The following is a 22,052-nucleotide window of genomic DNA, read 5'->3' on the forward strand; positions in this document are numbered from 1 at the left end:
GCTTATTTCCCCTGCACGACGGGTGCGGCGGCGGCGACCTTGCCCGGCGCGAGCTGGACAGCCTGGCCTTCCTTGAACGACGAACTCGGATTGCGCATGACGATGTCGCCGGCGGCCAGGCCTTGCTTGACCTCATAATTGCCGGTGCGCGTGTCGCGCGGGCCGATCGCCAGGTCGACCTTGCCGATGGTCTTGTCTTTCAGGCGCCAGACGTAGGCCTTGTCGCCAGCCTTGACCAGCGCGCCTTCGGGCAGCATCAGCGCGGCCTTGGTTTCGGCCTCGATCCGCCCTTCCCCGTACAGGCCGGACACCTTCGGCACCGCCGAGCCTGGAGCAAAGGCGACCAGCACCTCGACCTGGCGCGTGACCTCGTTGGCGGCCGGATCGACCCGTTTCACGACGCCGCGAAACTCCTCGCCGGCGTAACCATTGATGCGGAAACTGACCGGCTGGCCGACCTTGACCGCGCTGATGCGGTCGGCCGAGACGCGTCCCTCGAAGCGCATGCTGGACGGATCTATCACTTTCAGCAATTCCTTGCCGATCGAGGCGGTATCGCCGGCCGATACCTTGCGTTCGCTGACCACGCCGTCGAACGGCGCGCGCACCACGGTGCGGGCCAGTTGCTGGCGCGCCAGCGCGGCGCGCGACTTGGCGGCCGACACTTCGCTCAGGGCATTATTGCGCCGCACTTCGGCGTCATCCATGGCCTGGGCCGAGGTCATGCCCGAGGCGCGCAGGGTTTTCATGCGTTCGAGCTGGCGTTCGGCCTGGTCGAGCGCCTGGGAGGCGGCGCGCGCCGACTGCTCGGCCGAGCTGAGACTGTCGCGGATGGCGGTTTCGTCGAGCTTGACGAGAATGTCGCCGCGCTGGACCAGGTCGCCGTTTTCCTTGAGCACCTGCAAGACGACGGCCGAGACTTCGGCGCGCAGGTCGGCCTTGCGTTCGGGCTGGACGGAGCCGGTCACGACCGGGCCGGAGGCGAGTGAATTCGAGGAAATGGTGAGCAAGTCTTCCGGAGCGACCAGCAGCTGAACGGGCTTGGCATCCTTGCCGTCCTTGGCGGGGTCTTTCTCGCCTTTACCGCAGGCGGAAAGCGCCGTGGCGATGGCGAGGACGAGCAGTGTTTTGCGCAGCATGGGATTCTCCGGGATCAAATCGGTCAGACGTCTGTAATCAGAATGAAAACAACCAGCCGCAAAGTATCCTTGAGACGAGTAGGGACGTCAATTAGCGATCTATTAACCTGGCCGATTCGATGGCTGAACTGCGGATTTGCGCGACTGAACTGCAAAGTTGCCGTGGTGAACGGCGCTTTGCCCTCGTCCCCGGGCATGCCGGGAACGCGGGCAAACGATCAAAAACGCGCGAACAGATGAAAAATCGCGAAGCCCATGCCGATGCCGGTGCAAATCCCGCCTGTGATTTCGACCAGCGTATGGCCCATGCGTTCGCGCAGATGGGTGTGATCGGCGGCGCTGCCGGCCAGGCGGTTGATCGCCCCCGCCTGGCGCCCCACGTGCTGGCGCAGGCTGTTGGCATCGATCATCACAATAAACGCCAGGGTGACCGCCACCCCGAACGCCGGACTGTCCATTCCTTCGCGCAAGGCGATCAGGGTCGCCATGCTGCTCACCACAGAACTATGGTTGCTGGGGAAACCACCATTGCCGACCAGGTTGAACGCCCAGCGCCGCTGCCGTGCGCTATTGATCAAAAATTTGATGGGTCCCACCACCAGCCAGGTCAGTACGGGCGTGATGAGATAGCTGATGTCCATGCAGGTGTCCTTGTCGTCGATGAAGTGCAAAATTGCTGCGTAATCGGCAATTATCGCAGATCGCTCCCCACCGCAGGCGCCTTCGATCACCCGCGTCACGGCGCGCGCGCATGGCAAAGGGGGGCGAAACGGGTGGCGCACGCGCGCATTTGACCGCTCACCGGGCCGAAAAACCTACTAGAATGACATCACAACGCCGCCGGCCGGCAGCCGCCATCCTGATCGAAATTTTCCTTAGGAATTAACGCATGCGCCATTTCAGATTCTCTTTCCTTGTCACCTTCGTTCTCCTGGTCGTCGCGAGCTGGTGGGGCTACACGCGCAGCGGCCTGCCCGGGCTGCTCAACGCGCTGTGGATCGCCGCCGTGCTGGGCGTGCTGGAAGTGTCGCTCTCGTTCGACAACGCGGTGGTCAACGCCTCGGTGCTGCGCCATTGGAACGACTTCTGGCGCAAGCTGTTCCTGACGGTCGGCATCCTGGTGGCCGTGTTCGGCATGCGACTACTGTTTCCGCTGGTGATCGTCTCGGTTGCTACCGGGCTCGGCCTGCTGGACGTGTGGACCATGGCGATCAACACGCCGGCTGAATATTCACGCCACCTGACCGACAACCACGCCGAAGTGGCCGCGTTCGGCGGCGCCTTCCTGCTGCTGGTCTTCCTCAACTTTTTATTCGACGAAGAGAAGGAACTTCACTGGCTCGGATGGATCGAAGAGAAGGTAGGCACCTACGGCAGCGAGAGCCTGGCGGTCATGCTGACCTTGTGCGCCTCGTTCGGGGCCATGTACGTGGTTCCGGAAGCGCGCAAGCTGAGCGTGCTCATCGCCGGCGTGACGGGCGTGGTCATTTACGTGGGTGTGAACTGGATCAGTTCCCTGCTGGAGGAAGAAGAAGCCGACCCGGGCATCGGGCAAATGGTATCGCGCGGCAGTATCGGCGGGTTTTTGTATCTGGAAGTACTCGATGCGTCGTTCAGTTTCGACGGCGTGATCGGCGCGTTTGCGATCACCAGTGATGTGGTCATCATCATGCTGGGCCTGGCGATTGGCGCCATGTTCGTGCGTTCGATGACCGTGTTCCTGGTTGACAAAGGCACCTTGCAAGAATTTGTATATCTGGAACACGGCGCACACTACGCGATCGGCATCCTGGCCTTGATCATGTTCGCCAGCGTGCGCTATCACATTCCGGAGTGGTTCACGGGGCTGTCGGGCGTGGCGTTCATCCTGGTGTCGCTGTGGTCGTCGCTGCGCTATAAGAAGCAGCAGGAGGCACTGGGGGTGGCTTGATGCCAGGTCGGTCCTGCCGCGACCATGGCGCCCTGCTGCGCGCCAGAGTCCGGCAGGCCATCGTGCGCTATTGTTTTTTGTAAAAACAATCGATGTCCTCGGAGTCGATGCACATTTTTTGCACGCGGCCTTCGATATTGACGAGCCAGTAGGCGGGCGCCTCCTCCGGCCAGCTGCCGCGCCAGGAGATACCGCTGAACGTCACCAGGCGGCCAGTGTCGTCGTCGGCCTGCCAGTTCGCTTGTATCACTTCCAGCGGCCGTCCCGGACTGGCCACGGTGAGCGAACATTCACCGCCCGCGCGCAGGGTCAGCGTATACACACTGGTGTCTTTGTCGAGAACGTAGACGCCACCCGGATCGATATTCTTGTCGGCACAGCCGGCCAAGCCGGCAAGCAAGGCTGCGGAAAGCAAGGCTTCGCCAAGCAGCGATCGGGTAAGCACATGGCGCTTCATCGTGCCCGTTGCGCCATGCATGACTCGCTTGCCTTACCGCAACCTGGACACATCACAGCTTTTCCAACTGCTGCTTTACATACGCTGCGCCCGCGCTGGCCGGCGCCAGCGCCATGAAAGTCTGGTAAGCCAGCTTGGCCTTGGCAGCATCGCCGGCCTGGACATGCGCATCGCCCAGGTTGCGGTAAGCCACCGCGCGCGAGGGGTCCATCTTCACGGCATTGTCGAACCAGCGCGCCGCTTCGGCGAATTTGCCCTGCTTGTAATAGACAAAGCCGAGGTTATTGGCCGCCAGCGCGAAGTCGGCGCGCAGTTTCAGCGCCTCGGTAAACTCCGCCTCGGCCGCCGCGTACTGCTTCTCCTTAAACAATTGCAGGCCGCGGTCATTGGCGCGCTGGGCCAGCTGGCGTGCCGACGAGGGCACCGCCAGCGGCGTGACCAGCTTCTGCTCCTTGCCCTGCAAGTCCTTGACCGCGACCGGCGCCGTCGGCGCCGTGACCCCAGGCTTGTCCTCCATCTTGGGCGCATCCGGGCGCACCGCGTCGAGCTTGGCGTTGAGCGCGATCGCCTCGGACGACAACTGCGCCGTCTGCGGATTCAAAAATTCCGCCTCGACCGGCAGTTCGAACACAAAGTCGCCACCTTCCGATCCCGGCAGGCTGCCGAAGGCCGGCGTCTGGTTCGACACGCCCGCCACCGCCGGCGCCACATAGGCGGCCAGCTCGGTGGCGGTGATCAAGCCGTCGCCATTCAGGTCGCCCTTGCCCGCCAGTGCCTGCAGTAAAGTCCAGGTGAACACCGAATGGCCGTTCGGCCCGCCGTCCGACACCAGCTGGTCGGCGCCGCCGGCGGTCAGCATCTGGCGCCCGATGCGGCGCGCGTTGTCGCGCAAAAAGGCGCCGGCCCCGCCGCCGCGCGTCAGGCCCAGGCCGCTGTAGCAGGCATCCATCACGAACAGCGCATGCTTGGCGGTCAGGCTTTCGGCGATGTTCTGTATTTCGCTCATCGGAATCGCATCGGTGGCGAACTGGGTCGGATCGGAATCGTAGGGCACGATGTAACCGAGATCGCGTCCCGAACTGAGCTGGCGGGTGGCGCCATGGCCGGCGAAAAACACGAAAATGCGGTCGTTTTTCTGCACGCCGCCGTGCGCCAGGCGGTCGTGGAAAGCGCCGAGGATGCCAGCGCGGGTGGCGTCGGCATTATTGAGCGAGACCACGCGCTCGGCCGCGAAGCCGAACTTGCCGATCAACACTTCGCGCACGCCCTGGGCATCGCGCACCGCGTACTGCAGCTTGGGCCACTTGGGATAGCTGTCGATGCCGATCACGATGGCCCAGGAATTGGCGTAGCCGGTGCTCACCGCCACTTTCTCGGCGGGCGCGGCGGCTGTGTTGGCGCTGGTGAAATTGGTTCCATCCCAGCCGGCGAACTGGTAACCCTCGGCGATCAGGCGGTCCAGCACGGCAGGCAGCGCCTTGACCGTGCGCGCGTGGATATCGTGGAACAAGATGATGCCGCGGCCCTCCTTGTCGACCGTGCGCAGGACGCGCTCGGCGATCGAGGCCGGGACCGGATCGGCCCAGTCGAGCGAATCGATATTCCACATCACCGAGCGCAGGTGCGCGCCTTCGAGCGCGTGCATGCCCTCGCTGTTGCGGGCGCCGTAGGGGAAGCGGAACAGCGGCGCGCGGCCGGCGTCGATGGCTTTTAACAGCACGTCGGTGTTGAGGATTTCGGCCTTGAGCTTGTCGCCCGTTTCCTTCGACAACTGCGCGTGCGTGTAGCTGTGGTTGGCCAAGGTATAGCCGCCCGCCTTGAGCTTGCGGCTGACGGCGGCCCCATCGGACAAGGTCGGCTTGCCGGCGGCGTCGACGCTGCCCAGGTTGCGGCCGACGCTGAAGAACACCGCCGGCACCCCGTACTGCTTGAGGATGGCCGCAATTTCCTCGCTATAGCGCTTGTGCGGGCCATCGTCGAAGGTCAGCACCACGGTTTTCTTGGGCAGGGAATTGCCGAAGATCTCGTTGGGGTCGGCCACGGCCTTGGGCTCCCCCTTGGGCTCGGGCGGCAAGGCCGAGGCCGGATACGGCACGACCACGCCCTGCTCCTTGAGGATGGCTTCGCGCGTGAACAGGGTGTTCAGGTAGGCCAGGTAGCTGTCCCAGCGCTCGCGTTTGAGCGCGATGGCGCGCGACTCATAGCGGCCGAAGACCTGGCGGATTTCCTTCTCGTAATTGCGTTCGATCTCGGCCAGGGCGTCGAGATCTTCCGACAGCCGCTTGTGGATCTTAATAGCCGGCAAGCTCGAATCTTTCGCCACCTCGGCCAGCAAGCCTTGCAGCAACTCACGAAACGCCAGGCGATCGGCGTCGAACAGGGACTTGTCGGACTCGATAAAGCTGAGCAGGTCGGTGACGGCATCGAAGCGATTCGGCTGGTTCGACGCCAGCAGCGTGGCCAAGTCGCGTTCGAGCTTCTCCGCGCGTGACTGGTTCTCGTGAAACAGCGTTTGTCCCACCCGCTGCGCCTGTTCGCGTTCGTTGGCCGGCATGGATTTCTCGTCTGCAAGCAGCACGATAATCTTGCGGTAATTGGCCAACAAGGCGTGCAGATCGGCGGTCAACGGCGCGGCATCAAGGCGTGGCGCGGCGATGGCGGCGCTCTTGACGGGCGGCGGCGTTGCTGGCGGCGGCGGTGCCGGCTTACGCCCGGCAAACAAAAAGGTCGCCCCAGCCGCGCCCGCGATGGCAAGCGCAGCGGCGATTTTAATGGGAGTGGAAGTCACAAAGACACACCTGTCGGAAGAAGTCCCTTGATTGTATTGCAAATGCCCAACACCCACAAAATTCCTGCCGCCAACGCTCAAAACCCCGACAACCGGGGTCTGACCTCTGATTAGCAACAATGTTCGCTTCCCAACCGGGGTCAGAGCTTTAATCTGAAATTTTGTAAAATTCGGAAAATCGAAAAGCGAGCAAAATGGCTGTACTGAGCCAAAATGCTAGGTTCTGACTGTAAGTGCGTCGACTTTCTTGATCAGTTCGCTTAACAATGTTGCGAGTTAAAGCTCTGACCCCGGTTTAGGAAGGAAAAGAAACGAACAAAAATTGCTAATCAGAGGTCAGACCCCGGTTGGGGCGGACCCCGGGGGGCGCGGCTATTGGTAGCGGGCCAGGATGGCGGGGATGGCGTTGGCGGCGATCAGGCGCGCGATGGCTTTGTCGACGTCGGCTAACTTGACCTTGCCTTTGGGCGACACCGCGCACTGGCCCATGTAGCTCTTGACCGCCAGCGGCGGGTGCAGCTCGAGCACCGGGTCGCCCAGCTTTTGCCGGTAGTCGAGGAAAAATCTGGCCGTCACCACATGCCGCACCCTACCCGCCGCCAGCTTGCGCAGGTTGATCAGGGAGTTGGCGCTGTCGTCTCGGATGAAGTCTTTGCCCAGCATGCCGTCAAGCTCGGGATGGGAGTAGCCCAGCACTGTACCGATCGGCTGCCCGGCCACATCAGCCACGCTGCGCGGCCGCGTCGCAGTGCGCGTCGTGATCAACACTTCGGTGATGGGGATGAACGCATGGCTCCAGCCAAACGAGCCGTTGAGCCATTCGGGGACGTAGCTGCACAGAACGTCCGCGCCGCCGTCTTCCAGCGCGCGCACGATCCGCTTGCGCGGCAAGGCAACGAACACGGCCGTGCGCCCCATGGCGCCAGCCAGCGCTTGCCCGATATCTTTGTGGATGCCTTCGGCCAGCCGGCCGCGCTCGAAGCGCGCCATCGGCATGTCGGTACTGGTGTCGACCAGCACCGACAGTTCGGCCGCCTGTAATCGCAGCGGGATCGTTAACAACAGGGTCAGCAGCAGCCTGGTCGTCGTCATGCCGTCGATCTTACCCGGTCAAGGCCGACGCCGTGCCGCCAGCCCCGTTGCCGTCAACATCGTGCATCGACTCAACCCTTGTTCGGCGCGGTCAGCCGCCCGAGCACCTGGTGCGTCATGGTGGCGGAGGTGGACCGCTGCGCCGCGCCAGTGGCGCTTTCGCGCTTTTCGTCGTCGATCGCGTGCCGGGTGACCATCAGGGTGCGCGTGTCGGCCTCCAGGCGGCGTGCTTCGAGTGCGACCAGTTCGCGCCGGGCGTCGGCCATTTCTTTGGTGGTGAGCGCGCTCTTGCGTTGCATGTCGGCTTGCGCCTGCGCGCTCTCGAGCAGCACGCGCTGGGCGTCGCGCTTGTCTTGCGCGGCCAGGGCGGCGATTTCTTGCGCGACCTGGAACTGGCGCGCCATGCTGGCCGCTTCGTGTTCGGCTTCGGCCCGCGTGCGCGCCGACAGGCTGGCCGCTTGTTCGGATGCCAGCCGCGCCGCAATCGCTTGCTCGGCGCGCTGGTCGGCCGCCAGTTGCTGGCGCTGGGTGGCGAGCTTTTGTTCGATCAGCGCCAGCGAGGCACGCTCGGTCTGCACGCTGGCCCGCTCGGCCTCGGCGCTGTCGCGCTCAAGTACCAGCGCTTCCTGGGCCAGTGCGAGTTTTTGCTGTTCGGCCTCGGCCCGCACTTGCTGGACCTGGGCGCGCTCAATAGCCACGCGCGCTTGCGCGGCCAGCGCATCGGCCGCGCGCGTGGCTTGCTCGGTTTCGACCTGGGCCTGCTGCGCCAACATGCGCGCAGCCTCGGCTTCGGTACGGCGGGCTTGCTCGGCGCCGCTGGCAGCCGCCGCCTGCTGGCGCTTGGCCGCCAGGGTCTGTTCGGCCAGCATGACGGCGGCGCGTTCGCTGTCGGCCAGCGCGCGTTCGTGCGCCAGGGCCTCGTCGGCCAGCGCCAGTTTTTGCTGTTCGGCGCGAACCCGCTCGCGCTGCGCGTCGGCCAGTTCGGCGGCGGCGCGCGCCTGCGCCACGGCGGCGTCGGCAGCGCTCTGCGCCTGCACGCTGTCGATTTCAGCCTGTTGCACCAGCGCGCGCGTGGCTTCGGCTTCGACCCGCCTGGCTTGCTCGGCGTAGGCGGCGGCGACGGCCATCTGGCGCTGGTCGGCGGCCATCCGCGCGGCCAGCGCCAGGGCCGCCGTTTCGCTCTCTGCGCAGGCGCGTTCGTCGGCCAGCGCTTGCTCGGCCAGGGCCAGTTTTTGCTGTTCGGCGACGGCGCGCGCACTCTCGGTCTGGGCCAGGTCGATGGCGGCGCGCGCCTGGGCGGCGATGGCGTCGGCGGCCGCTTGCGCCTGCACGCTTTCGATTTCGGCTTGCCGCACCAGGTGGCGCGTCGCTTCGGCTTCGCGCCGCTTGGCTTGTTCGGTGCCCGCCGCCAGCTCGGCCAGTTGGCGCTGCCCGGTGGCGTGTTGTTCGGCCAGCGCCAGCGCGTGGCGCTCGCTCTCGGCGCGGGCGGTTTCCGCTGCCAGGGCATCGGCGGCCAGCGCCAGCGCCTGTTCGGCCATGGCAAGGGCTTGCTGTTCGGCCGCGGCACGCGCGCTTTGCGCATGCGCAAGCTCGTGCGCCACGCGCGCCTGGGCGGCTACCGCGTCGGCGGCGGCCTGCGCTTGCGCACTGTCGATGTCGGCTTGCTCGGTCAGCACGCGCAGCGCCTCGACTTCGATGCGCTTCGCTTCGGCCAGGCGCTGTTCGGCGTCGGCTTTCTGACGCAGCAGCACGGCCTCCATCTGCTCGGCGTCGGCGCGCGCCTGGGCCACTGCGGCGGCGCGGGTTTCGGCTTCCAGCCGCTCTTGCAGGCTGACCAGCGCGGCTTGCTCGGCGTCGGCGTGGGCTTGTTCGGCCAGCGCCAGGGCGCCCGCTTGGGCGGCTTTCTCGGCAGCCAGCGCGCTGGCGCGGCGCTGCAGTTCGACCTGTTCGGCGATCGCGGCCACGGCAGCCTGGTCGGAGGCGTTCTGCGCGGCAGCCAGGTCGGCGGCGGCCTGGGCCAGGCTGGCGCGTTCTTCGGCCAGCGCGCGCGCGCGTTGCTGTTCTTCGGCCTCCATCAGGGCGGCGGCGGTCGCGGCCTGGTCGGCCAGGGCGCGTTCGTTCGCTTGCGTCATGGCGAGGGTTTCGGCGTCGACTTTCGCTTGCACCAGTTCGCCGGCGTCGGTTTCGGCCTTGGCGCGCGCCAGGGCCACTTCGCGCAGGCGCTTGTCGACCTCGATCCGTTCTTCGGTCGCGCTCAGGATGCGCGCTTCGGCGTCGCGCCGGGCACACGCGCCGGCGGCGGCCATTTTTTCCAGCCGTTCACGGTGCACGGCGGCGTCGCGCAGTTCTTTTTCCGATTGCAGGCGCAGGTGGATCGACTGGGCCGCCACGCGTTCGGACTCGGCCTGGGCAATCGCAATCGCTTCGCGTTCCTGTTCGATGTGGGCCAAGGCGCGTGCTTCTTCCAGCGCGCGTGCTTCGGCCACGGCGCGGGCGAAGGCCGAGGCCAGGGCGATCTGGTCGGCTTTTTCGCGCTGGACGGTCAATTCGAGCGCTTCGGATTCGGCTTCGGCCAGCAGTTCGGCGGTCTGGCGCGCGCCCTTGGCCTGGCGTTCGCGTTCGCGCGCCAGGGTGGTCATGCGGGCGTCGGCGTTGGCGATGTGCAGCACTTCTTCCTGGGCGGCGTGCACTGCGGCCACCCGTTCGACCGCTTGCAGGCGCGCCTGCTCGGTCTGGGCCAGCAGCGCTTCGGTGGCGCGCGCGGCTTGTTCGGCCAGCTCGGCTTCGGCGGCGATCTGTTCGGCCGTGCGGCGGCGCGCTTCTTCGTCGGCTTTGAGGCGCGTTTCGGCGGCCAGTTTGATCTGGGTGTCGGCTTCGACGCGGGCGCGCAGTTCGGCGGTCTCCTGGCGCACGGCGTCGAGGCGCTCGAGGCTGGCCTGGGCGGCGGCGCGCAGGGTTTCGAGGCGGTCGCGATTGGCTTCGATGGCTTCTTCGGACGCTTGCGCGTTTTGCAGGGCGGCGGCGGCGGCGGCGGCGTCGCTGGCGGCGCGTTCTTCGGCCAGGCCGCGCGCGCGCGCTTCGGCGTGGGCGCGGCTTTCGGCGGCGCACGAGGCCTTCGCTTCGGCTTCGACGCGGGCGATGGCTTCGTGGATGGCGCGCATTTCGGACTGGGCGCGGTCGGGGGCGGCTTCGACGGCAGCCGGGGGCGCGGCGGCAGCCTGGGACGCGGCGCCGTCGGGCGGCAGCGCGATGGTCAGGTTGGCGTCGTCGTGCGGGGCTGCTGTGGTTTCCATCTTGTTCTCGCTTGGGCTACCGTCCCGGCATGGGAAGGCCTGACCTTGATTATCTGTCAGGTTGGCCGGCCCCGGCGCACGGATCAGACGCGGAAAAGCCGGTCAATTCGACCGTTTGCCGGACAGGGGCGTTACCACAGCGCCGGCTCGTCCATCAAGGCGATCTGTTCGCGCAGTTCGAGGATGCGGTCTTGCCAGTAACGTTGTGTATTAAACCACGGGAAGGCGACCGGAAAGGCCGGATCGTCCCAGCGCCGCGCCAGCCAGGCCGAATAATGGATCAGGCGCAGGGTGCGCAGCGCTTCGATCAGGTTCAGCTGGCGCTCGTCGAAATCGGCAAAGTCTTCGTAGCCGGCCAGGATGTCGCTCATCTGGCGCACCATGTCGCTGCGCTCGCCCGAGAGCAGCATCCACAAGTCCTGGATGGCGGGGCCGGTGCGGCTGTCGTCGAAGTCGACGAAGTGCGGGCCGTCCGGCGTCCACAGCACGTTGCCGACGTGGCAGTCGCCGTGCAGGCGCAACTGGGCCGACTCGCCCGCCCGCGCGTAGCAGTGGCGCACGCCCTCTAAAGCCTGGTCTACCACGCTGGTGTAGGCGGCCAGCAGTTCGGGCGGGATGAAGTCGTTGGCGAGCAGGTAGTCGCGCGGTTCGCGCCCGAAGGTGTCGATGGTCAAGGCCGGCCGTTCGCTGTAGCTTTTCAGGGCGCCAACGGCGTGAATGCGGCCGATGAAGCGCCCGGTCCACTCGAGCACGGCGGGGTCGTCGAGCTCGGGCGCGCGCCCGCCCCGGCGCGGGAACACGGCAAAGCTGAAGCCGCCGAAGCTGTGCAGGGTGCGCCCGCCCAGGGTGAGCGCGGGCACGACCGGGATTTCGCGCTCCGTCAGTTCCGCGACAAACGCGTGCTCTTCCAGGATGGCGGCGTCGCTCCAGCGCTCAGGGCGGTAGAACTTGGCGACGACCGGGGCCTCGTCTTCCATGCCGACCTGGTAGACCCGGTTTTCGTAGCTGTTCAGGGCCAGCAGGCGGCCGTCGGCGCGCAGGCCGACGCTCTCTAGCGCGTCGAGCACGCATTCCGGGCTCAGCTTCGAGAACGGGTGGGTGGCGGGTGTGTCGGGGTCGGGAAATGGCGTCGTCATGATCGCTATTGTACGGCGCGCCGCATTTAACAGTACGTCCCGATGCGCGAACGCGTTAAACTAGCGGCTTCAACGATCAAGATAAGAACACGCCATGCAACTCGACCAGCCCCTCTCAGAAAAAGAATTCGACGAACTCGACCAGTTCCTCCTGTCCGACCGCAGTGCGGAAGACGCCATGACCATGGACACCCTGCACGGTTACCTGACCGCCGTGGCGATGGGTCCGGAAACCATCATGCCGGCCGAATGGCTGCCGAAAGTGTGGGGCGAGGATGCCAAGAGCGCCCCCAAGTTCAAGAACGCCAAGGAAGAAGAGCGCATCGTCGAGCTGATCATGCGTTTCATGAACGAAGTACTGGTCACATTCGAAGTCGCGCCGAAGGAATTCGAGCCGCTGTTTTGCGAAGCCGAGCACGAAGGCACGATGCTGCTCGACGGCGAAGCCTGGTGCTGGGGTTTCTGGGAAGGCATGGAATTGCGCCCGGGTTCGTGGGATCCGATCTGGGCATCGGACCTGGAACCGCTGATGCGCCCGATCTACCTGCTCGGCGCCGACGAGATCGAGGAAGAAGAGCTGAAAGAAGTCGATACGCCAATGAAAGGCCACAAGCTGGCCCTCGATATCCAGGCCAACCTGCCGGCGATTCACCGTTTCTGGGTGCCGCTGCGCAAGGCGCCGGTCACCACCCTCAAGCGCGACGAGCCGAAAGTCGGCCGTAACGACGAGTGCCCTTGCGGCAGCGGCAAGAAGTACAAGAAGTGCTGCGGCGCCGATCCGGTTGCCGAGTAATTAAGAGCCTATCCCGGTAGGCTCTAAGTCATCAAGGCGGCGCGCGTGGGGTGCAAGGCCCTACGCCGCCGACGCCAGTTCCGCCAGTTCCGACAGGCGGCCCTGGTACAGCGCGGCCACCAGGTCGGACTGCGTCACAATCCCCGCGAAGCGGTCTTCATCGTCGACCACGGGAATGTGGTGCAGGCCGGCGTTGGCCATCAGCGGCACCAGTTCCACGATCGGCGTGCGCACGTGCGCCGTGGCCACCTTGGCCGTCATGATCTGCCCCACCACTTCCGGTTTGTCCGTATGCGTCAGCCCGCTGCGTTGCAGCAGTGCGCGCAGGCTTTTCCCAGGCCGCTGTAGACGTCCAGGTCGCTGTGGCGCAAGAAATCGGTCTGGGTGACGATGCTGATCACCCGCCGCGCCCGGTTCAGCACCGGCAGCGCGTGCACCTGGCGATGCCGCATCAAGCCCCAGGCGTCGGCCAGCGCGGTCCCGAATTCGAGCGTCACCACATCGGTCGACATGATCTGCCCGCAACGGATCACGCCGAAGCGGCGCCCGTACGCCGCCGTTTCGGTGGCCAAAATAATGCCTTCAACGTACGCCGCCGTTTCGGTGGCCAAAATAATGCCTTCAAGGTCGTCGCGGCTGACGTCGAGCACCTGGTCGTAGCGCGCCAGCACGGCGTCCAGGTCGGTGCTGCGAAAACCCAGGCGCGCGGTCGGCACGTTGTCGGCGGTGTCGTGCACGTTCTGCATGGCCGATTGCCGGCGGTGCGGATAGCGCCGGCCGGTCAGGTTGTTGACGACCAGGGCCGCGCCCACCATCAGCAGGCAGTTGAGCGCAACCGGCATCAAGGCAAAACGCAACCCTAGCTCATGCACGGCGGGACCGGCCAGCACCGCCGTCAACGCCACCGCCCCGCCCGGCGGATGCAGGCAGCGCAGCGCGAACATGGCGGCAATCGCCAGGCCGCCGGCCAGCGGCGCGGCGACCTGGGGCGACAGGCCCGACTTGACGCAAGCCACCCCCACCAGCGCCGACACGACGTTGCCGCCGATGACGGCCCACGGCTGGGCCAGGGGACTTGCCGGCAGGCAGAACAGCAGCACGGCCGAGGCGCCCATGGGGGCGATCAGCCACAGGCCGGCAGCCCCGCCCGTCCAGGTGCAGAGCACGCCGGTGAGGATCAGCGCCAAAAAGGCGGCAACGCTGGCGCGCCATTGTTCGAGGCGACCGGCACTGTTGGGCGGGGGTAATAAGGCGGTGAGCCAGGCGGCGCGCGCGACGGACATGAGCGGTAAACGAGAGCGGGGAAGCCGCAATTACATCACAGATGAGCCAGGAAGGTGCGGAGGCGCACTATTTTCGTGCAGATGACGAGCGGAAATGCTGCGTTTCCGGCAAGTCGGCGATGGTCGATTGCTGGATCAATTCAGGCGCGGTAAGATGGCAATGTTTCCTGTATGCACATCAAACAAGCGACGTGGCGATAAAAAGGAAACGCATGTGGAAAGAAGTCGTGTACGGCGTCGTACTGCTGGCAATGGCGGCATCGCTGCTGCTGTCCGTGCGCGGACTACGGGTGCTGCGAAGGGCCTGGCAAAGCACGCGCTGGCCGACTGCCTGCGCCCGCATCAGCCGCGCCGGCATCCTGGAGCGGCACGATGAGGAGGGGCCGAGGGGCTATTGCCCCGATGTGGCGTACACATTCCTTGTCGACGGCGTTGTTCACGACGGCGAACGGATCGCCTTCGGCGTGGAAAAGCTGTACGGCTCGCATGGGTTTGCGCATGCCTACGACCACATTTTGTGCGTGGGAAAGGAGATGCCGGTTCACTATCATCCGGCAAAACCGGCGATCTCGGTCCTGTATCCGGGAATCACCAGGAACAGCTTCCTACCTTTGTTGCGCGCAGCCGCGTGTGGTATCTTGCTGGCCCTGGTCCTGATCGTGCTTCCCCCCGCCATGGGAGTCGCGCCGATGCTGGCGCCGCTTTTTAACGCCTTGTGAGGAATGAAGGTCGAAGAATGAAGAAAGTCCTACTGGCCGTGGGCCTGGGCCTGCTGTGCCATGCGGCGCTTGCCGCCGTCGATGACATGCACTGGTTTAAGACCGAGCTCACGTGCGCCGATGCGCGCCTTACCGTGCGCGCGTTTTGCCAGGAAACCTACCATGCCGGCGCCACCGTGCAATTCAATTCCCTGTGCAGCCGGCAGTCGCTGGTGATCGAGCGCCCCGGACAGCGCGCCGTTGTGCGCGATCTGCTCGAGCGCCAGTCCCGCCAGGGGGAACCGCCATTGCTGCTGTCGTCGCTGCAATGCGTGGCGGCGCGCGGGAACATCTATCTTTCCGGCCAGATGGGTAACGGCGGCAATTGTCCCGGCTGCGAGCGCAGCGTGCTGCTCGGCCTCGACGGCCGCTGGAAGCGCGATGGCCCGCGCTGGCTGGTTGGCGCACAGGAAAAGCGCATGATCGTCGCGCAGCAAGGTCGCTGGAACGACAGCGAGCAGGTGTTCATCACCAATACCACGCCGGCCTCGGCATGCACGGTACCGACTGAGGTCAGGTGTGGCGCCGATGACGAGTCGACGAAATCGTCCAGGTCCAACCGCTAAGCCGGGCAGGTCCCGGCCACGCCCACGCAACATCGGCCCGGTGTGCGATCCTATGCAGGAACGCAAACCGGGCCGATCAAGGTACTACCATGGCGAATTACTGACCGCGCGGGCCTTTGTCGGCGCCCTGGTGGTCCTTGATGCCGTCGTTCTTGTGGTTGCCGGCGACTTCTTCCGCTTCGGCACGCTGGCGGTTCTTGGTGACTTCCTGCTGCGCCTGTTCATTGTCGCGCTGCTGTTGCTCACTTGGGTCGTTGGTGTGCTTGGTCATAGAGCCTCCTGTTTGTCTGAGACATAACAATACCCCTTCTCCGCGAATCGTTCCGTTCGCCAACCCACGTAAGCGGAGAATTCTTTCCTAAGGCACAGTTTGCGGTGGCAAACGCGCCAGCACGGTCTTGAACGGCAACTTGCCGGCGTGCGGCGGCCCCAGCAGCGCATCGATGCCGTCGAAGGTCTCGTTCGCCAGCGCCCAGCCCAGCGGCGTGTCGTTGGCCGAATGCATGCCGAACCACAGAAAGCGTTCCGGCCCGGCGGGCAGGATCACGGCCATGTCGCGCAGCTCGGCCGTCACCGCGAAGGTGGCGCGCGCGCTGCGGGTGTTGAACAGCCCCAGCGGCGGGGCCAGCAGTTCAGACAGGAAGGTCGTGTCCATGCGCGCGTTGCCCGGGTCTTGCTTGCCCGACGGCGCGATCGCGTCCGGCGAATTGCTGATGACGATCACGGCCGGGTCGATGTCGTACCCGCGCTCGCGCCATTGCGCCAACTTGGGACGCAGGGCGAACAGCAGGTCGCGCACCGATTCGACGCCGGAGTTCTCGAAATAGCCGCCGTCGATCACCCTTCCCCACGGCCGCCTGTCACGCCCCGGCGCGCAAGCCACCAGCGCCTTGCCCTCGTGGCAGGCCGACACCGTGCCCGCCGGACTGATGTAGCTGAAGCGCGCACTGTTGTGCACCGCCGTGGCCAGGCTCATGCGCCGCAGGTCGAGCACCGGGTCGAGCGCGTCGTAGGCGTCGGGAAAGCGCCCGTCGATGGTCAGGTCGCTGGCGATGATGCGGTTGCCGCCGTCGACCAGGGTGGCGTTGAGCAGCAGCGAGGGCACGTTCATGGCGCTGTCCCCGGCCCACAGCTGGTCGAAGCGCCGGGCGAAGCGCGGGTTGCCGGTGGCGCTTTCCCAACCCTGCGCCCAGGCCGCCTCCATCGCGCGCGCGCGGTCGGCCGCGGGAATCGCGAACGGCAAAAAGCGTTGCAGCATGTCCGGATAGAAGGCGTAGCCGAGCGTGGGCGAGAGGAAGTCGCGCTGCAAGACCTTGCGCATGCACGCCTGGTAGGCGCCGTCGCGCGCGCCCCGGGCGCATGGCGCGCCGGCCAGGCCGCTGGCGCCGGCGTCGGCCACCAGGGCGGCAAAGGCGCTGCTGCCCAGGCTGCCGCCGGAGACGCCGCTCAGCGCGAACAGATGGCGTCCGAAGCGCGCCTCGCTGTCGTCCTGCAGCTTGGCCAGCACCATGCCGGCCCAGTAGGCGGCGCGGATGCCGCCGCCTTCGGCCGCCACCACGAACAGCGGAAACGGCCGCCCCGGCGCCAGCGCGCCGCTGTCGACCCGCGTTTGCAGCCAAGCCTCGAGATGATCGTCGATCGGGCGCCGGATCACGGGCGGATCGCGCGGGCCGGCCGGCAGCAGCGTGACCTGGTGGTTGTCGTTCCACAGGCTGAACACGACGAACAGCAGCAGCGGCAGCGCCGCCATCGATGGCAGGCGGGCCTGCTTGAAATAATAGGTCAGCACCAGGTCGCCGAACAGGATCCAGCTGGCAAACGCGAAGCACAGCAGCGCGGGGGCGCTGACCAGGCGCGTCACTTCGACCGGCCACATCCAGACGGCGAACAGCAGCATGAAGGTCAGCACGATGGCAATCGAGACGGTCAGCACGGTGCGCTGTTGCAGCGATTCGAAGCGGATCGTGGTGGTTTGTCCGTCGAAGCGGCGAAAGCGCGACGCGAACCAGGCGCGCCGCTTGACCACGAACACGCCCATGGCGAAAGCGGTCATGAAGCACGCCAGCGCCAGCACCGGTTGGCCCATGCGCTGGAACTGGATCGACAACACGCTGGCCGGCACGATGCCCAGAAAGCGCGGCAGCCACATGCGGATGCCGTTGACGAACGGCGTGTCGGTGCGGTCCAGCAGCGAGGTGCCGTCGAACACGCGCCCGAGGGTCAGGCGCGCGCTGTACCAGGCGGCGGTGGACCAGGCGGCGACCGAAAAGATAAATACCGGAAAGGTCCAGCCGGGATGGCTGACCAGGCGCAGCGATTCGGCGCCCTGGGGGATCAAGACCAGGCCGGCCGAGCAGAGCAAGGTGAGGCTGAAGCTGTAGACGCAGCGCCACAGGATGGAGCCGACTTCCTTGCCGCGTTCACCAAGGACGCGCACGATAGTGACCATCTGGTTCTCCTTGGGTTCTCCCTGGATGGGGACGTGCTCTGCCCGATAACCCCCTGGCCCGCTGATGCTAGCGCATCGCCAGCGCCTGCCGCTTCTTCGGCGGCGGGAACGCCCGGTCCAAATCCTCCAGGTCGAAGGCGCTAAGCACCACATCGAGCGCCGCCCGGTTCTCGCGCACATGGGCCGGATCGGCCGCCTTGGGAATGGCCACCACCCCATCCTGGCGCAGCAGCCACGCCAGCGCAATCTGCGCCGGCGTACACGCATGCCGCTGGGCCACCGCCACCAGGGCGGGATGAGTCAGCAAGGCCTGGCGTTCCGGCCCCGCCGACTCCAGCGGCGAGTAAGCCATCACCGGCATGCCCTGCTTGCGCGACCACGGCAGCAAGTCCCACTCGATCCCGCGCTTGACCAGGTTGAACAACACCTGGTTCGCCGCGATCGCGCGCCCGCCCGGCAAGGCCTCGGCCTCGAGCATGTCGCCCAGGTCGAAATTGCTCACGCCAAAATCGAGGATCTTCCCTTCTTTTTTGAGCGCGCCGAAGGCGTCGAGCGTCTCCGACAGCGGCACCGCCCCGCGCCAGTGCAGCAGGTAAAGATCGATGCGGTCGGTGTTCAAGCGCTGCAGGCTGCGCTCGCACGCCGCCCGCACGCCGCGCTTGTCGGCATTGTGCGGATAGACCTTGCTGACGATAAACGCCTGCTCGCGTCGCCCGACAACCGCCGCGCCCACCACTTGCTCGGCCCCGCCCTCGCCGTACATCTCGGCCGTGTCGATCAAGCCCATGCCCAGATCCATGCCCAACTGCAGCGCGCCGATCTCGGCCTGGCGCCGCGCCGGGTCTTCCCCCATGTTCCACGTGCCTTGTCCGAGCGCGGGGAGGACGCTTCCGGACCGCATCGTCACAGTTTTCATGTCGCACCTTCCCATCGCTTGTTGCGTAAAAATCATTCTAGAGCAAAAAGCACCAGTTGGCTTGAATGTACCTGAGTCCGCCGGCGGCGCGGCGGCAACGATACAACAGGAAGGGACAGCATGCCCCGGCCAGGACGGCCGGGGCGAGAGGCAAAGCAGATTACAGCTTGATGAAATGCTCGCGGTAGTAGCGCAGCTCTTCGATCGACTCCAAAATATCGGCCAGCGCCGTGTGCTTCTGGTGCTTCTTGAAACCGCTGACGATTTCCGGCTTCCAGCGCTTGCACAGCTCTTTCAGGGTCGACACATCCAGGTTGCGGTAGTGGAAAAACGCTTCCAGCTTCGGCATGCCGCGCACCATGAAGCGGCGGTCCTGGCAAATGGTATTGCCGCACATTGGCGACTTGCCGGCGGGAACGTAGTTCTTCAGCCAGGCGATCAGCGCGCTTTCCGCTTCGGCTTCAGTCACGGTCGAGGCCTTGACACGCTCGATCAGCCCGGAGCGCCCGTGGGTGCCCTTGTTCCACGCATCCATCTTGTCGAGCGTTTCGTCCGACTGGTGGATGGCGAACACCGGGCCTTCGCCCAGGATGTTCAGGTGCATGTCGGTGACGACGACGGCCACTTCGATGATGCGGTCGCTGTCCGGCTCGAGGCCGGTCATTTCCATGTCCACCCAAACCAGGTTGAACTCATTTGGGCGCGGTAACGCGGCCGGTGCTGCTAAATCAGTGGCATGTGACATAATTCTCTCTTGGCCTAAACAATCCTGCATTTTCTCACAGGCACAGAATGTCTTCACTCGCGTTTTCGATATTGTTCGTTTCTTTCTTCATTTTGAGCCTGCTGCTGCGCTTTTGGCTGTCGACCCGCCAGCTGCGCCACGTGATGGCCCACCGCGGCGCGGTGCCGGCCAATTTTGCCGAAAAGATCCCTCTTGCGGCACACCAGAAGGCGGCCGACTACACCGCCGCCAAGATCCACTTCGGCCTGGTCAGCCTGCTGTTCAGCAGCGCCGTGCTCATTGGATTCACCCTGCTCGGCGGCCTGCAATGGCTGGCGCTCGCCCTGCTGCCGCATACCGGCAACGGGATCACGTTCCAGATCGCCCTGTTCATCGCCTTCGCCGCCGTGAGCGGCGTGCTCGACATGCCGTTCGACTACTACCGCCAGTTCGTGCTGGAAGAGCGCTTCGGCTTCAACAAGATGAGCCTGGGCCTGTGGCTCGGCGACGCCGTCAAAAGCACGGGCCTGGGCCTGGTGCTCGGCCTGCCGCTGATCTGGGTGGTGTTGCAACTGATGGAAAAAAGCGGCAACCTCTGGTGGCTGTACACCTGGCTGGTCTGGCTCGCCTTCCAGCTGATCATGATGGTGATCGCCCCGACCTTGATCATGCCGCTGTTCAATAAATTCGAGCCCTTGAAGGACGAGAGCTTACGCCAGCGCATCGAAGGCTTGATGGTGCGCGTCAACTTTGCCGCCAAGGGCCTGTTCGTGATGGACGGTTCCAAGCGCAGCGGCCACAGCAACGCATTTTTCTACGGTTTCGGCGCCAACAAGCGCGTGGTGTTTTTCGACACCCTGGTCGCCAGCCTGACCGGCCCCGAGATCGAAGCGGTGCTGGCGCACGAACTGGGCCACTTCAAGCTGCGCCACAACCTCAAGCGCATGATCGTCGGCTCGGTCGTCTCACTGGCCTTCCTGGCCTTGCTCGGCTACCTGAAAAACCAGGCCTGGTTCTACAGCGGCCTCGGTTTCGACCCGCTGCCGGGCGTGCCGAGCGACGCCGTGGCCCTGCTGCTGTTCATGCTGGTGCTGCCGGTGTTCACCTTCCTGTTCTCGCCGCTGACCTCGATCAGCTCGCGCAAGCACGAATTCGAAGCCGACGCCTTTGCCGCCACCCACACCGACGCGCGCGACCTGATTTCCGCGCTGGTCAAGATGTACGAAGAAAACGCCTCCACGCTCACGCCGGACCGCTTGCACTCGACCTTTTACGATTCGCATCCGCCGGCCAGCATCCGCATCCATCAACTTAACCTGGCGGTACGATGACCCTGCTCGCACAAACCTGCCGCGCCAACGCCGCGGCCCTCGACGCCGACGCCATTGCCGCCCTGCTGCCGCAGGTGCCCGGCTGGAGCGTCACCGACGGCAAGCTGGCGCGCAGCTTCCCATTCAAGAATTACTACGACACCATGGCCTTCGTTAACGCGCTGGCCTGGATCAGCCACCATCAGGACCACCATCCGGAACTGACGGTCACCTACAAGGAGTGCGCAGTGCGCTACAACACCCATTCGGCCGGCGGCGCGCTGTCTGACAACGATTTTATCTGCGCGGCCAAGGCCGACGCGCTGTTCGGCCAGCGGGGCGGCGCATGAGCGGCGCCACCTTGCCTGCGCCGGCAGCGACCGGCCTGACCGGCATCATCATCGCCGCCCACGGACGCCATTACCTGGCCGACGTGGGCGGACGCAAGCTGCAATGCGTCACGCGCGGCAAAAAGACGAATATCGCCGTGGGCGACGTGGTCAACCTCAAGATGACGTCGGAAGACCAGGCCGTGATCGAATCGATCACCGAGCGCAAGACCCTGCTGTACCGCTCCGACCAGTACAAGTCGAAACTGCTGGCGGCCAACCTGAGCCGCCTGTTCATCGTGGTGGCGACCGAGCCCGGTTTTGCCGACGACCTCATTTCGCGCTCGCTGGTGGCGGCCGAAGCGGCCGGCATCGAGGCCCACCTGATCCTCAACAAGACCGACGTGGCCGACCTGCTGCCCAAGGCGCGCGAGCGGCTGCTGGCCTATACCTCGCTCGGCTACCCGCTGCACGAAGTGTCGGCGCGCGCCAATCCGGAGCACGCGGTGGCCACCCTGATGCCGCTGCTGGAGGGGGAATCGTCGATTTTCATCGGCCAGTCGGGCATGGGCAAGTCGTCGCTGATCAATTTACTGGTGCCGGACGCCGACATCGCCGTGCGCGAAATTTCGGCGGCGCTCGACACCGGCAAGCACACCACCACCTTTACGCGCCTGTATTCGTTGGGCGAGCATGCCTCGATCATCGATTCGCCGGGGTTCCAGGAGTTCGGGCTGTATCACCTGAGCGAAGGGATGCTGGAACGGGCGTTCGTGGAGTTCGGGCCGTACCTGGGCGGTTGCAAGTTCTACAACTGCCGCCATCTGATCGAGCCGCAGTGCGCGATCCTGACGGCGGTGGCCGAAGGCAAAATCGCCAAATTCCGCCACACGCTGTACGGACAGCTGCTGCACGAGTCGGCGCAGACCTTGTACTGAGCGACTGTAGTTAGCCCGAAGCCGTCGAGCCATCGTTCCGCTTGCCCCGTTGCTCCCTCTTGCTCGTCGTTCCCGCGCAGGCGGGAACCCAAGTCTGTTGCGATACCTGTGGCATTGGCTCGAACTTGGGTTCCCGCCTTCGCGGGAACGA

20 protein-coding genes are annotated in these 22,052 nt (G+C 65.3%); 7 read left to right on the forward strand and 13 right to left on the reverse strand.

The window, feature by feature from the left end:
- Positions 1 to 2 precede the first annotated feature (2 nt).
- Together F2P46_RS09165 and F2P46_RS09170 are read right to left on the reverse strand one after the other, a co-directional pair.
- Positions 3 to 1,139 carry an efflux RND transporter periplasmic adaptor subunit gene (locus F2P46_RS09165; RefSeq protein ID WP_166887856.1) on the reverse strand — a complete coding sequence of 379 codons (1,137 nt, stop codon included), beginning with the start codon at positions 1,137 to 1,139 and terminating at the stop codon, positions 3 to 5.
- Positions 1,140 to 1,357: 218 nt separating this feature from the next.
- Positions 1,358 to 1,780 (reverse strand): divergent PAP2 family protein, encoded by a 423-nt coding sequence (locus F2P46_RS09170; RefSeq protein WP_166887859.1) that lies wholly within the window; start codon positions 1,778 to 1,780, stop codon positions 1,358 to 1,360.
- 248 nt (positions 1,781 to 2,028) lie between these two features.
- Here F2P46_RS09170 and F2P46_RS09175 point away from each other — a divergent pair, with 248 nt between their 5' ends.
- Entirely contained in the window at positions 2,029 to 3,069 is a 1,041-nt protein-coding gene (locus F2P46_RS09175; protein ID WP_166887862.1) for a DUF475 domain-containing protein, read from the forward strand.
- A gap of 67 nt (positions 3,070 to 3,136) precedes the next feature.
- On the opposite strand, the gene F2P46_RS09180 is transcribed toward F2P46_RS09175, so the two are convergent.
- From F2P46_RS09180 to F2P46_RS09200, 5 genes are all read right to left on the reverse strand, one after another.
- Positions 3,137 to 3,526, reverse strand: a complete 390-nt coding sequence (locus F2P46_RS09180; RefSeq protein ID WP_166887865.1) for a hypothetical protein — start codon at positions 3,524 to 3,526, stop codon at positions 3,137 to 3,139.
- 52 nt (positions 3,527 to 3,578) lie between these two features.
- Positions 3,579 to 6,314 carry a polysaccharide deacetylase family protein gene (locus F2P46_RS09185; RefSeq protein ID WP_368737900.1) on the reverse strand — a complete coding sequence of 912 codons (2,736 nt, stop codon included), beginning with the start codon at positions 6,312 to 6,314 and terminating at the stop codon, positions 3,579 to 3,581.
- Positions 6,315 to 6,686: 372 nt separating this feature from the next.
- On the reverse strand, positions 6,687 to 7,406 hold the full coding sequence (locus tag F2P46_RS09190; protein ID WP_166887868.1) for an ABC transporter substrate-binding protein: 720 nt from the start codon (positions 7,404 to 7,406) through the stop codon (positions 6,687 to 6,689).
- Between the two features lie 71 nt (positions 7,407 to 7,477).
- Complete coding sequence (locus tag F2P46_RS09195; RefSeq protein ID WP_208296555.1) at positions 7,478 to 10,699, reverse strand: hypothetical protein; 3,222 nt, start codon at positions 10,697 to 10,699, stop codon at positions 7,478 to 7,480.
- A gap of 131 nt (positions 10,700 to 10,830) precedes the next feature.
- Positions 10,831 to 11,835, reverse strand: a complete 1,005-nt coding sequence (locus tag F2P46_RS09200; RefSeq protein WP_166887871.1) for a serine/threonine protein kinase — start codon at positions 11,833 to 11,835, stop codon at positions 10,831 to 10,833.
- Between the two features lie 94 nt (positions 11,836 to 11,929).
- On the opposite strand from F2P46_RS09200, the gene F2P46_RS09205 reads away from it, so the two are divergent.
- Positions 11,930 to 12,628, forward strand: coding sequence for a UPF0149 family protein (locus F2P46_RS09205; RefSeq protein WP_166887874.1), 699 nt, complete (start codon positions 11,930 to 11,932; stop codon positions 12,626 to 12,628).
- Between the two features lie 60 nt (positions 12,629 to 12,688).
- Here F2P46_RS09205 and F2P46_RS38550 read toward each other — a convergent pair whose 3' ends face one another.
- Positions 12,689 to 12,889: a CBS domain-containing protein gene (locus F2P46_RS38550; protein WP_306667681.1), complete on the reverse strand. Its 201-nt coding sequence runs from the start codon at positions 12,887 to 12,889 to the stop codon at positions 12,689 to 12,691.
- 35 nt (positions 12,890 to 12,924) lie between these two features.
- On the reverse strand, positions 12,925 to 13,911 hold the full coding sequence (locus tag F2P46_RS09210) for an HPP family protein (protein WP_306667682.1): 987 nt from the start codon (positions 13,909 to 13,911) through the stop codon (positions 12,925 to 12,927).
- Positions 13,912 to 13,952: 41 nt separating this feature from the next.
- On the opposite strand from F2P46_RS09210, the gene F2P46_RS09215 reads away from it, so the two are divergent.
- Both F2P46_RS09215 and F2P46_RS09220 read left to right on the forward strand, forming a co-directional pair.
- Complete coding sequence (locus tag F2P46_RS09215) at positions 13,953 to 14,630, forward strand: DUF3592 domain-containing protein (RefSeq protein WP_166887876.1); 678 nt, start codon at positions 13,953 to 13,955, stop codon at positions 14,628 to 14,630.
- A 17-nt stretch (positions 14,631 to 14,647) separates the two neighbouring features.
- Positions 14,648 to 15,235: a hypothetical protein gene (locus F2P46_RS09220; protein ID WP_166887879.1), complete on the forward strand. Its 588-nt coding sequence runs from the start codon at positions 14,648 to 14,650 to the stop codon at positions 15,233 to 15,235.
- A 97-nt stretch (positions 15,236 to 15,332) separates the two neighbouring features.
- Here the strand turns inward: F2P46_RS09220 and F2P46_RS09225 are convergent, their stop codons facing one another.
- From F2P46_RS09225 to orn, 4 genes are all read right to left on the reverse strand, one after another.
- Positions 15,333 to 15,506, reverse strand: a complete 174-nt coding sequence (locus tag F2P46_RS09225) for a hypothetical protein (RefSeq protein WP_166887882.1) — start codon at positions 15,504 to 15,506, stop codon at positions 15,333 to 15,335.
- A gap of 87 nt (positions 15,507 to 15,593) precedes the next feature.
- On the reverse strand, positions 15,594 to 17,684 hold the full coding sequence (locus F2P46_RS09230) for a hypothetical protein (RefSeq protein WP_166887885.1): 2,091 nt from the start codon (positions 17,682 to 17,684) through the stop codon (positions 15,594 to 15,596).
- A 67-nt stretch (positions 17,685 to 17,751) separates the two neighbouring features.
- A complete protein-coding gene (locus tag F2P46_RS09235) occupies positions 17,752 to 18,600 on the reverse strand; it encodes an aldo/keto reductase (protein WP_166887888.1) in 849 nt (282 codons plus the stop codon).
- 160 nt (positions 18,601 to 18,760) lie between these two features.
- Positions 18,761 to 19,345, reverse strand: a complete 585-nt coding sequence (gene orn, locus F2P46_RS09240) for an oligoribonuclease (RefSeq protein ID WP_166887891.1) — start codon at positions 19,343 to 19,345, stop codon at positions 18,761 to 18,763.
- 47 nt (positions 19,346 to 19,392) lie between these two features.
- Here orn and F2P46_RS09245 point away from each other — a divergent pair, with 47 nt between their 5' ends.
- Genes F2P46_RS09245 through rsgA form a run of 3 tightly spaced genes read left to right on the forward strand, consistent with a single transcriptional unit; the run spans position 19,393 to position 21,901 of the window.
- Positions 19,393 to 20,655 (forward strand): M48 family metallopeptidase, encoded by a 1,263-nt coding sequence (locus F2P46_RS09245; protein ID WP_166887894.1) that lies wholly within the window; start codon positions 19,393 to 19,395, stop codon positions 20,653 to 20,655.
- A complete protein-coding gene (locus F2P46_RS09250; RefSeq protein ID WP_166887897.1) occupies positions 20,652 to 20,984 on the forward strand; it encodes a 4a-hydroxytetrahydrobiopterin dehydratase in 333 nt (110 codons plus the stop codon). Before F2P46_RS09245 ends, F2P46_RS09250 begins: the two co-directional genes overlap by 4 nt.
- The gene (gene rsgA, locus F2P46_RS09255) at positions 20,981 to 21,901 is read left to right on the forward strand and encodes a ribosome small subunit-dependent GTPase A (protein ID WP_166887900.1); all 921 of its coding nucleotides are present in this window, start codon (positions 20,981 to 20,983) and stop codon (positions 21,899 to 21,901) included. Before F2P46_RS09250 ends, rsgA begins: the two co-directional genes overlap by 4 nt.
- Positions 21,902 to 22,052: the final 151 nt, after the last annotated feature.

It is taken from the genome of Massilia sp. CCM 8734 (genome assembly GCF_011682155.1).
Classification (GTDB): Bacteria; Pseudomonadota; Gammaproteobacteria; order Burkholderiales; family Burkholderiaceae_D; genus Telluria_A; species Telluria_A rubra.

What these genes read in the sequence shown, in the direction of transcription:
- F2P46_RS09165 (WP_166887856.1), bottom strand. Translation starts at nt 1,139, where the DNA reads ATGCTGCGCAAAACACTGCTCGTCCTCGCCATCGCCACGGCGCTTTCC.
- F2P46_RS09170 (WP_166887859.1), bottom strand. Translation starts at nt 1,780, where the DNA reads ATGGACATCAGCTATCTCATCACGCCCGTACTGACCTGGCTGGTGGTG.
- F2P46_RS09175 (WP_166887862.1), top strand. Translation starts at nt 2,029, where the DNA reads ATGCGCCATTTCAGATTCTCTTTCCTTGTCACCTTCGTTCTCCTGGTC.
- F2P46_RS09180 (WP_166887865.1), bottom strand. Translation starts at nt 3,526, where the DNA reads ATGAAGCGCCATGTGCTTACCCGATCGCTGCTTGGCGAAGCCTTGCTT.
- F2P46_RS09190 (WP_166887868.1), bottom strand. Translation starts at nt 7,406, where the DNA reads ATGACGACGACCAGGCTGCTGCTGACCCTGTTGTTAACGATCCCGCTG.
- F2P46_RS09195 (WP_208296555.1), bottom strand. Translation starts at nt 10,699, where the DNA reads ATGGAAACCACAGCAGCCCCGCACGACGACGCCAACCTGACCATCGCG.
- F2P46_RS09200 (WP_166887871.1), bottom strand. Translation starts at nt 11,835, where the DNA reads ATGACGACGCCATTTCCCGACCCCGACACACCCGCCACCCACCCGTTC.
- F2P46_RS09205 (WP_166887874.1), top strand. Translation starts at nt 11,930, where the DNA reads ATGCAACTCGACCAGCCCCTCTCAGAAAAAGAATTCGACGAACTCGAC.
- F2P46_RS38550 (WP_306667681.1), bottom strand. Translation starts at nt 12,889, where the DNA reads ATGACGGCCAAGGTGGCCACGGCGCACGTGCGCACGCCGATCGTGGAA.
- F2P46_RS09210 (WP_306667682.1), bottom strand. Translation starts at nt 13,911, where the DNA reads ATGTCCGTCGCGCGCGCCGCCTGGCTCACCGCCTTATTACCCCCGCCC.
- F2P46_RS09215 (WP_166887876.1), top strand. Translation starts at nt 13,953, where the DNA reads ATGAGCCAGGAAGGTGCGGAGGCGCACTATTTTCGTGCAGATGACGAG.
- F2P46_RS09220 (WP_166887879.1), top strand. Translation starts at nt 14,648, where the DNA reads ATGAAGAAAGTCCTACTGGCCGTGGGCCTGGGCCTGCTGTGCCATGCG.
- F2P46_RS09225 (WP_166887882.1), bottom strand. Translation starts at nt 15,506, where the DNA reads ATGACCAAGCACACCAACGACCCAAGTGAGCAACAGCAGCGCGACAAT.
- F2P46_RS09230 (WP_166887885.1), bottom strand. Translation starts at nt 17,684, where the DNA reads ATGGTCACTATCGTGCGCGTCCTTGGTGAACGCGGCAAGGAAGTCGGC.
- F2P46_RS09235 (WP_166887888.1), bottom strand. Translation starts at nt 18,600, where the DNA reads ATGAAAACTGTGACGATGCGGTCCGGAAGCGTCCTCCCCGCGCTCGGA.
- orn (WP_166887891.1), bottom strand. Translation starts at nt 19,345, where the DNA reads ATGTCACATGCCACTGATTTAGCAGCACCGGCCGCGTTACCGCGCCCA.
- F2P46_RS09245 (WP_166887894.1), top strand. Translation starts at nt 19,393, where the DNA reads ATGTCTTCACTCGCGTTTTCGATATTGTTCGTTTCTTTCTTCATTTTG.
- F2P46_RS09250 (WP_166887897.1), top strand. Translation starts at nt 20,652, where the DNA reads ATGACCCTGCTCGCACAAACCTGCCGCGCCAACGCCGCGGCCCTCGAC.
- rsgA (WP_166887900.1), top strand. Translation starts at nt 20,981, where the DNA reads ATGAGCGGCGCCACCTTGCCTGCGCCGGCAGCGACCGGCCTGACCGGC.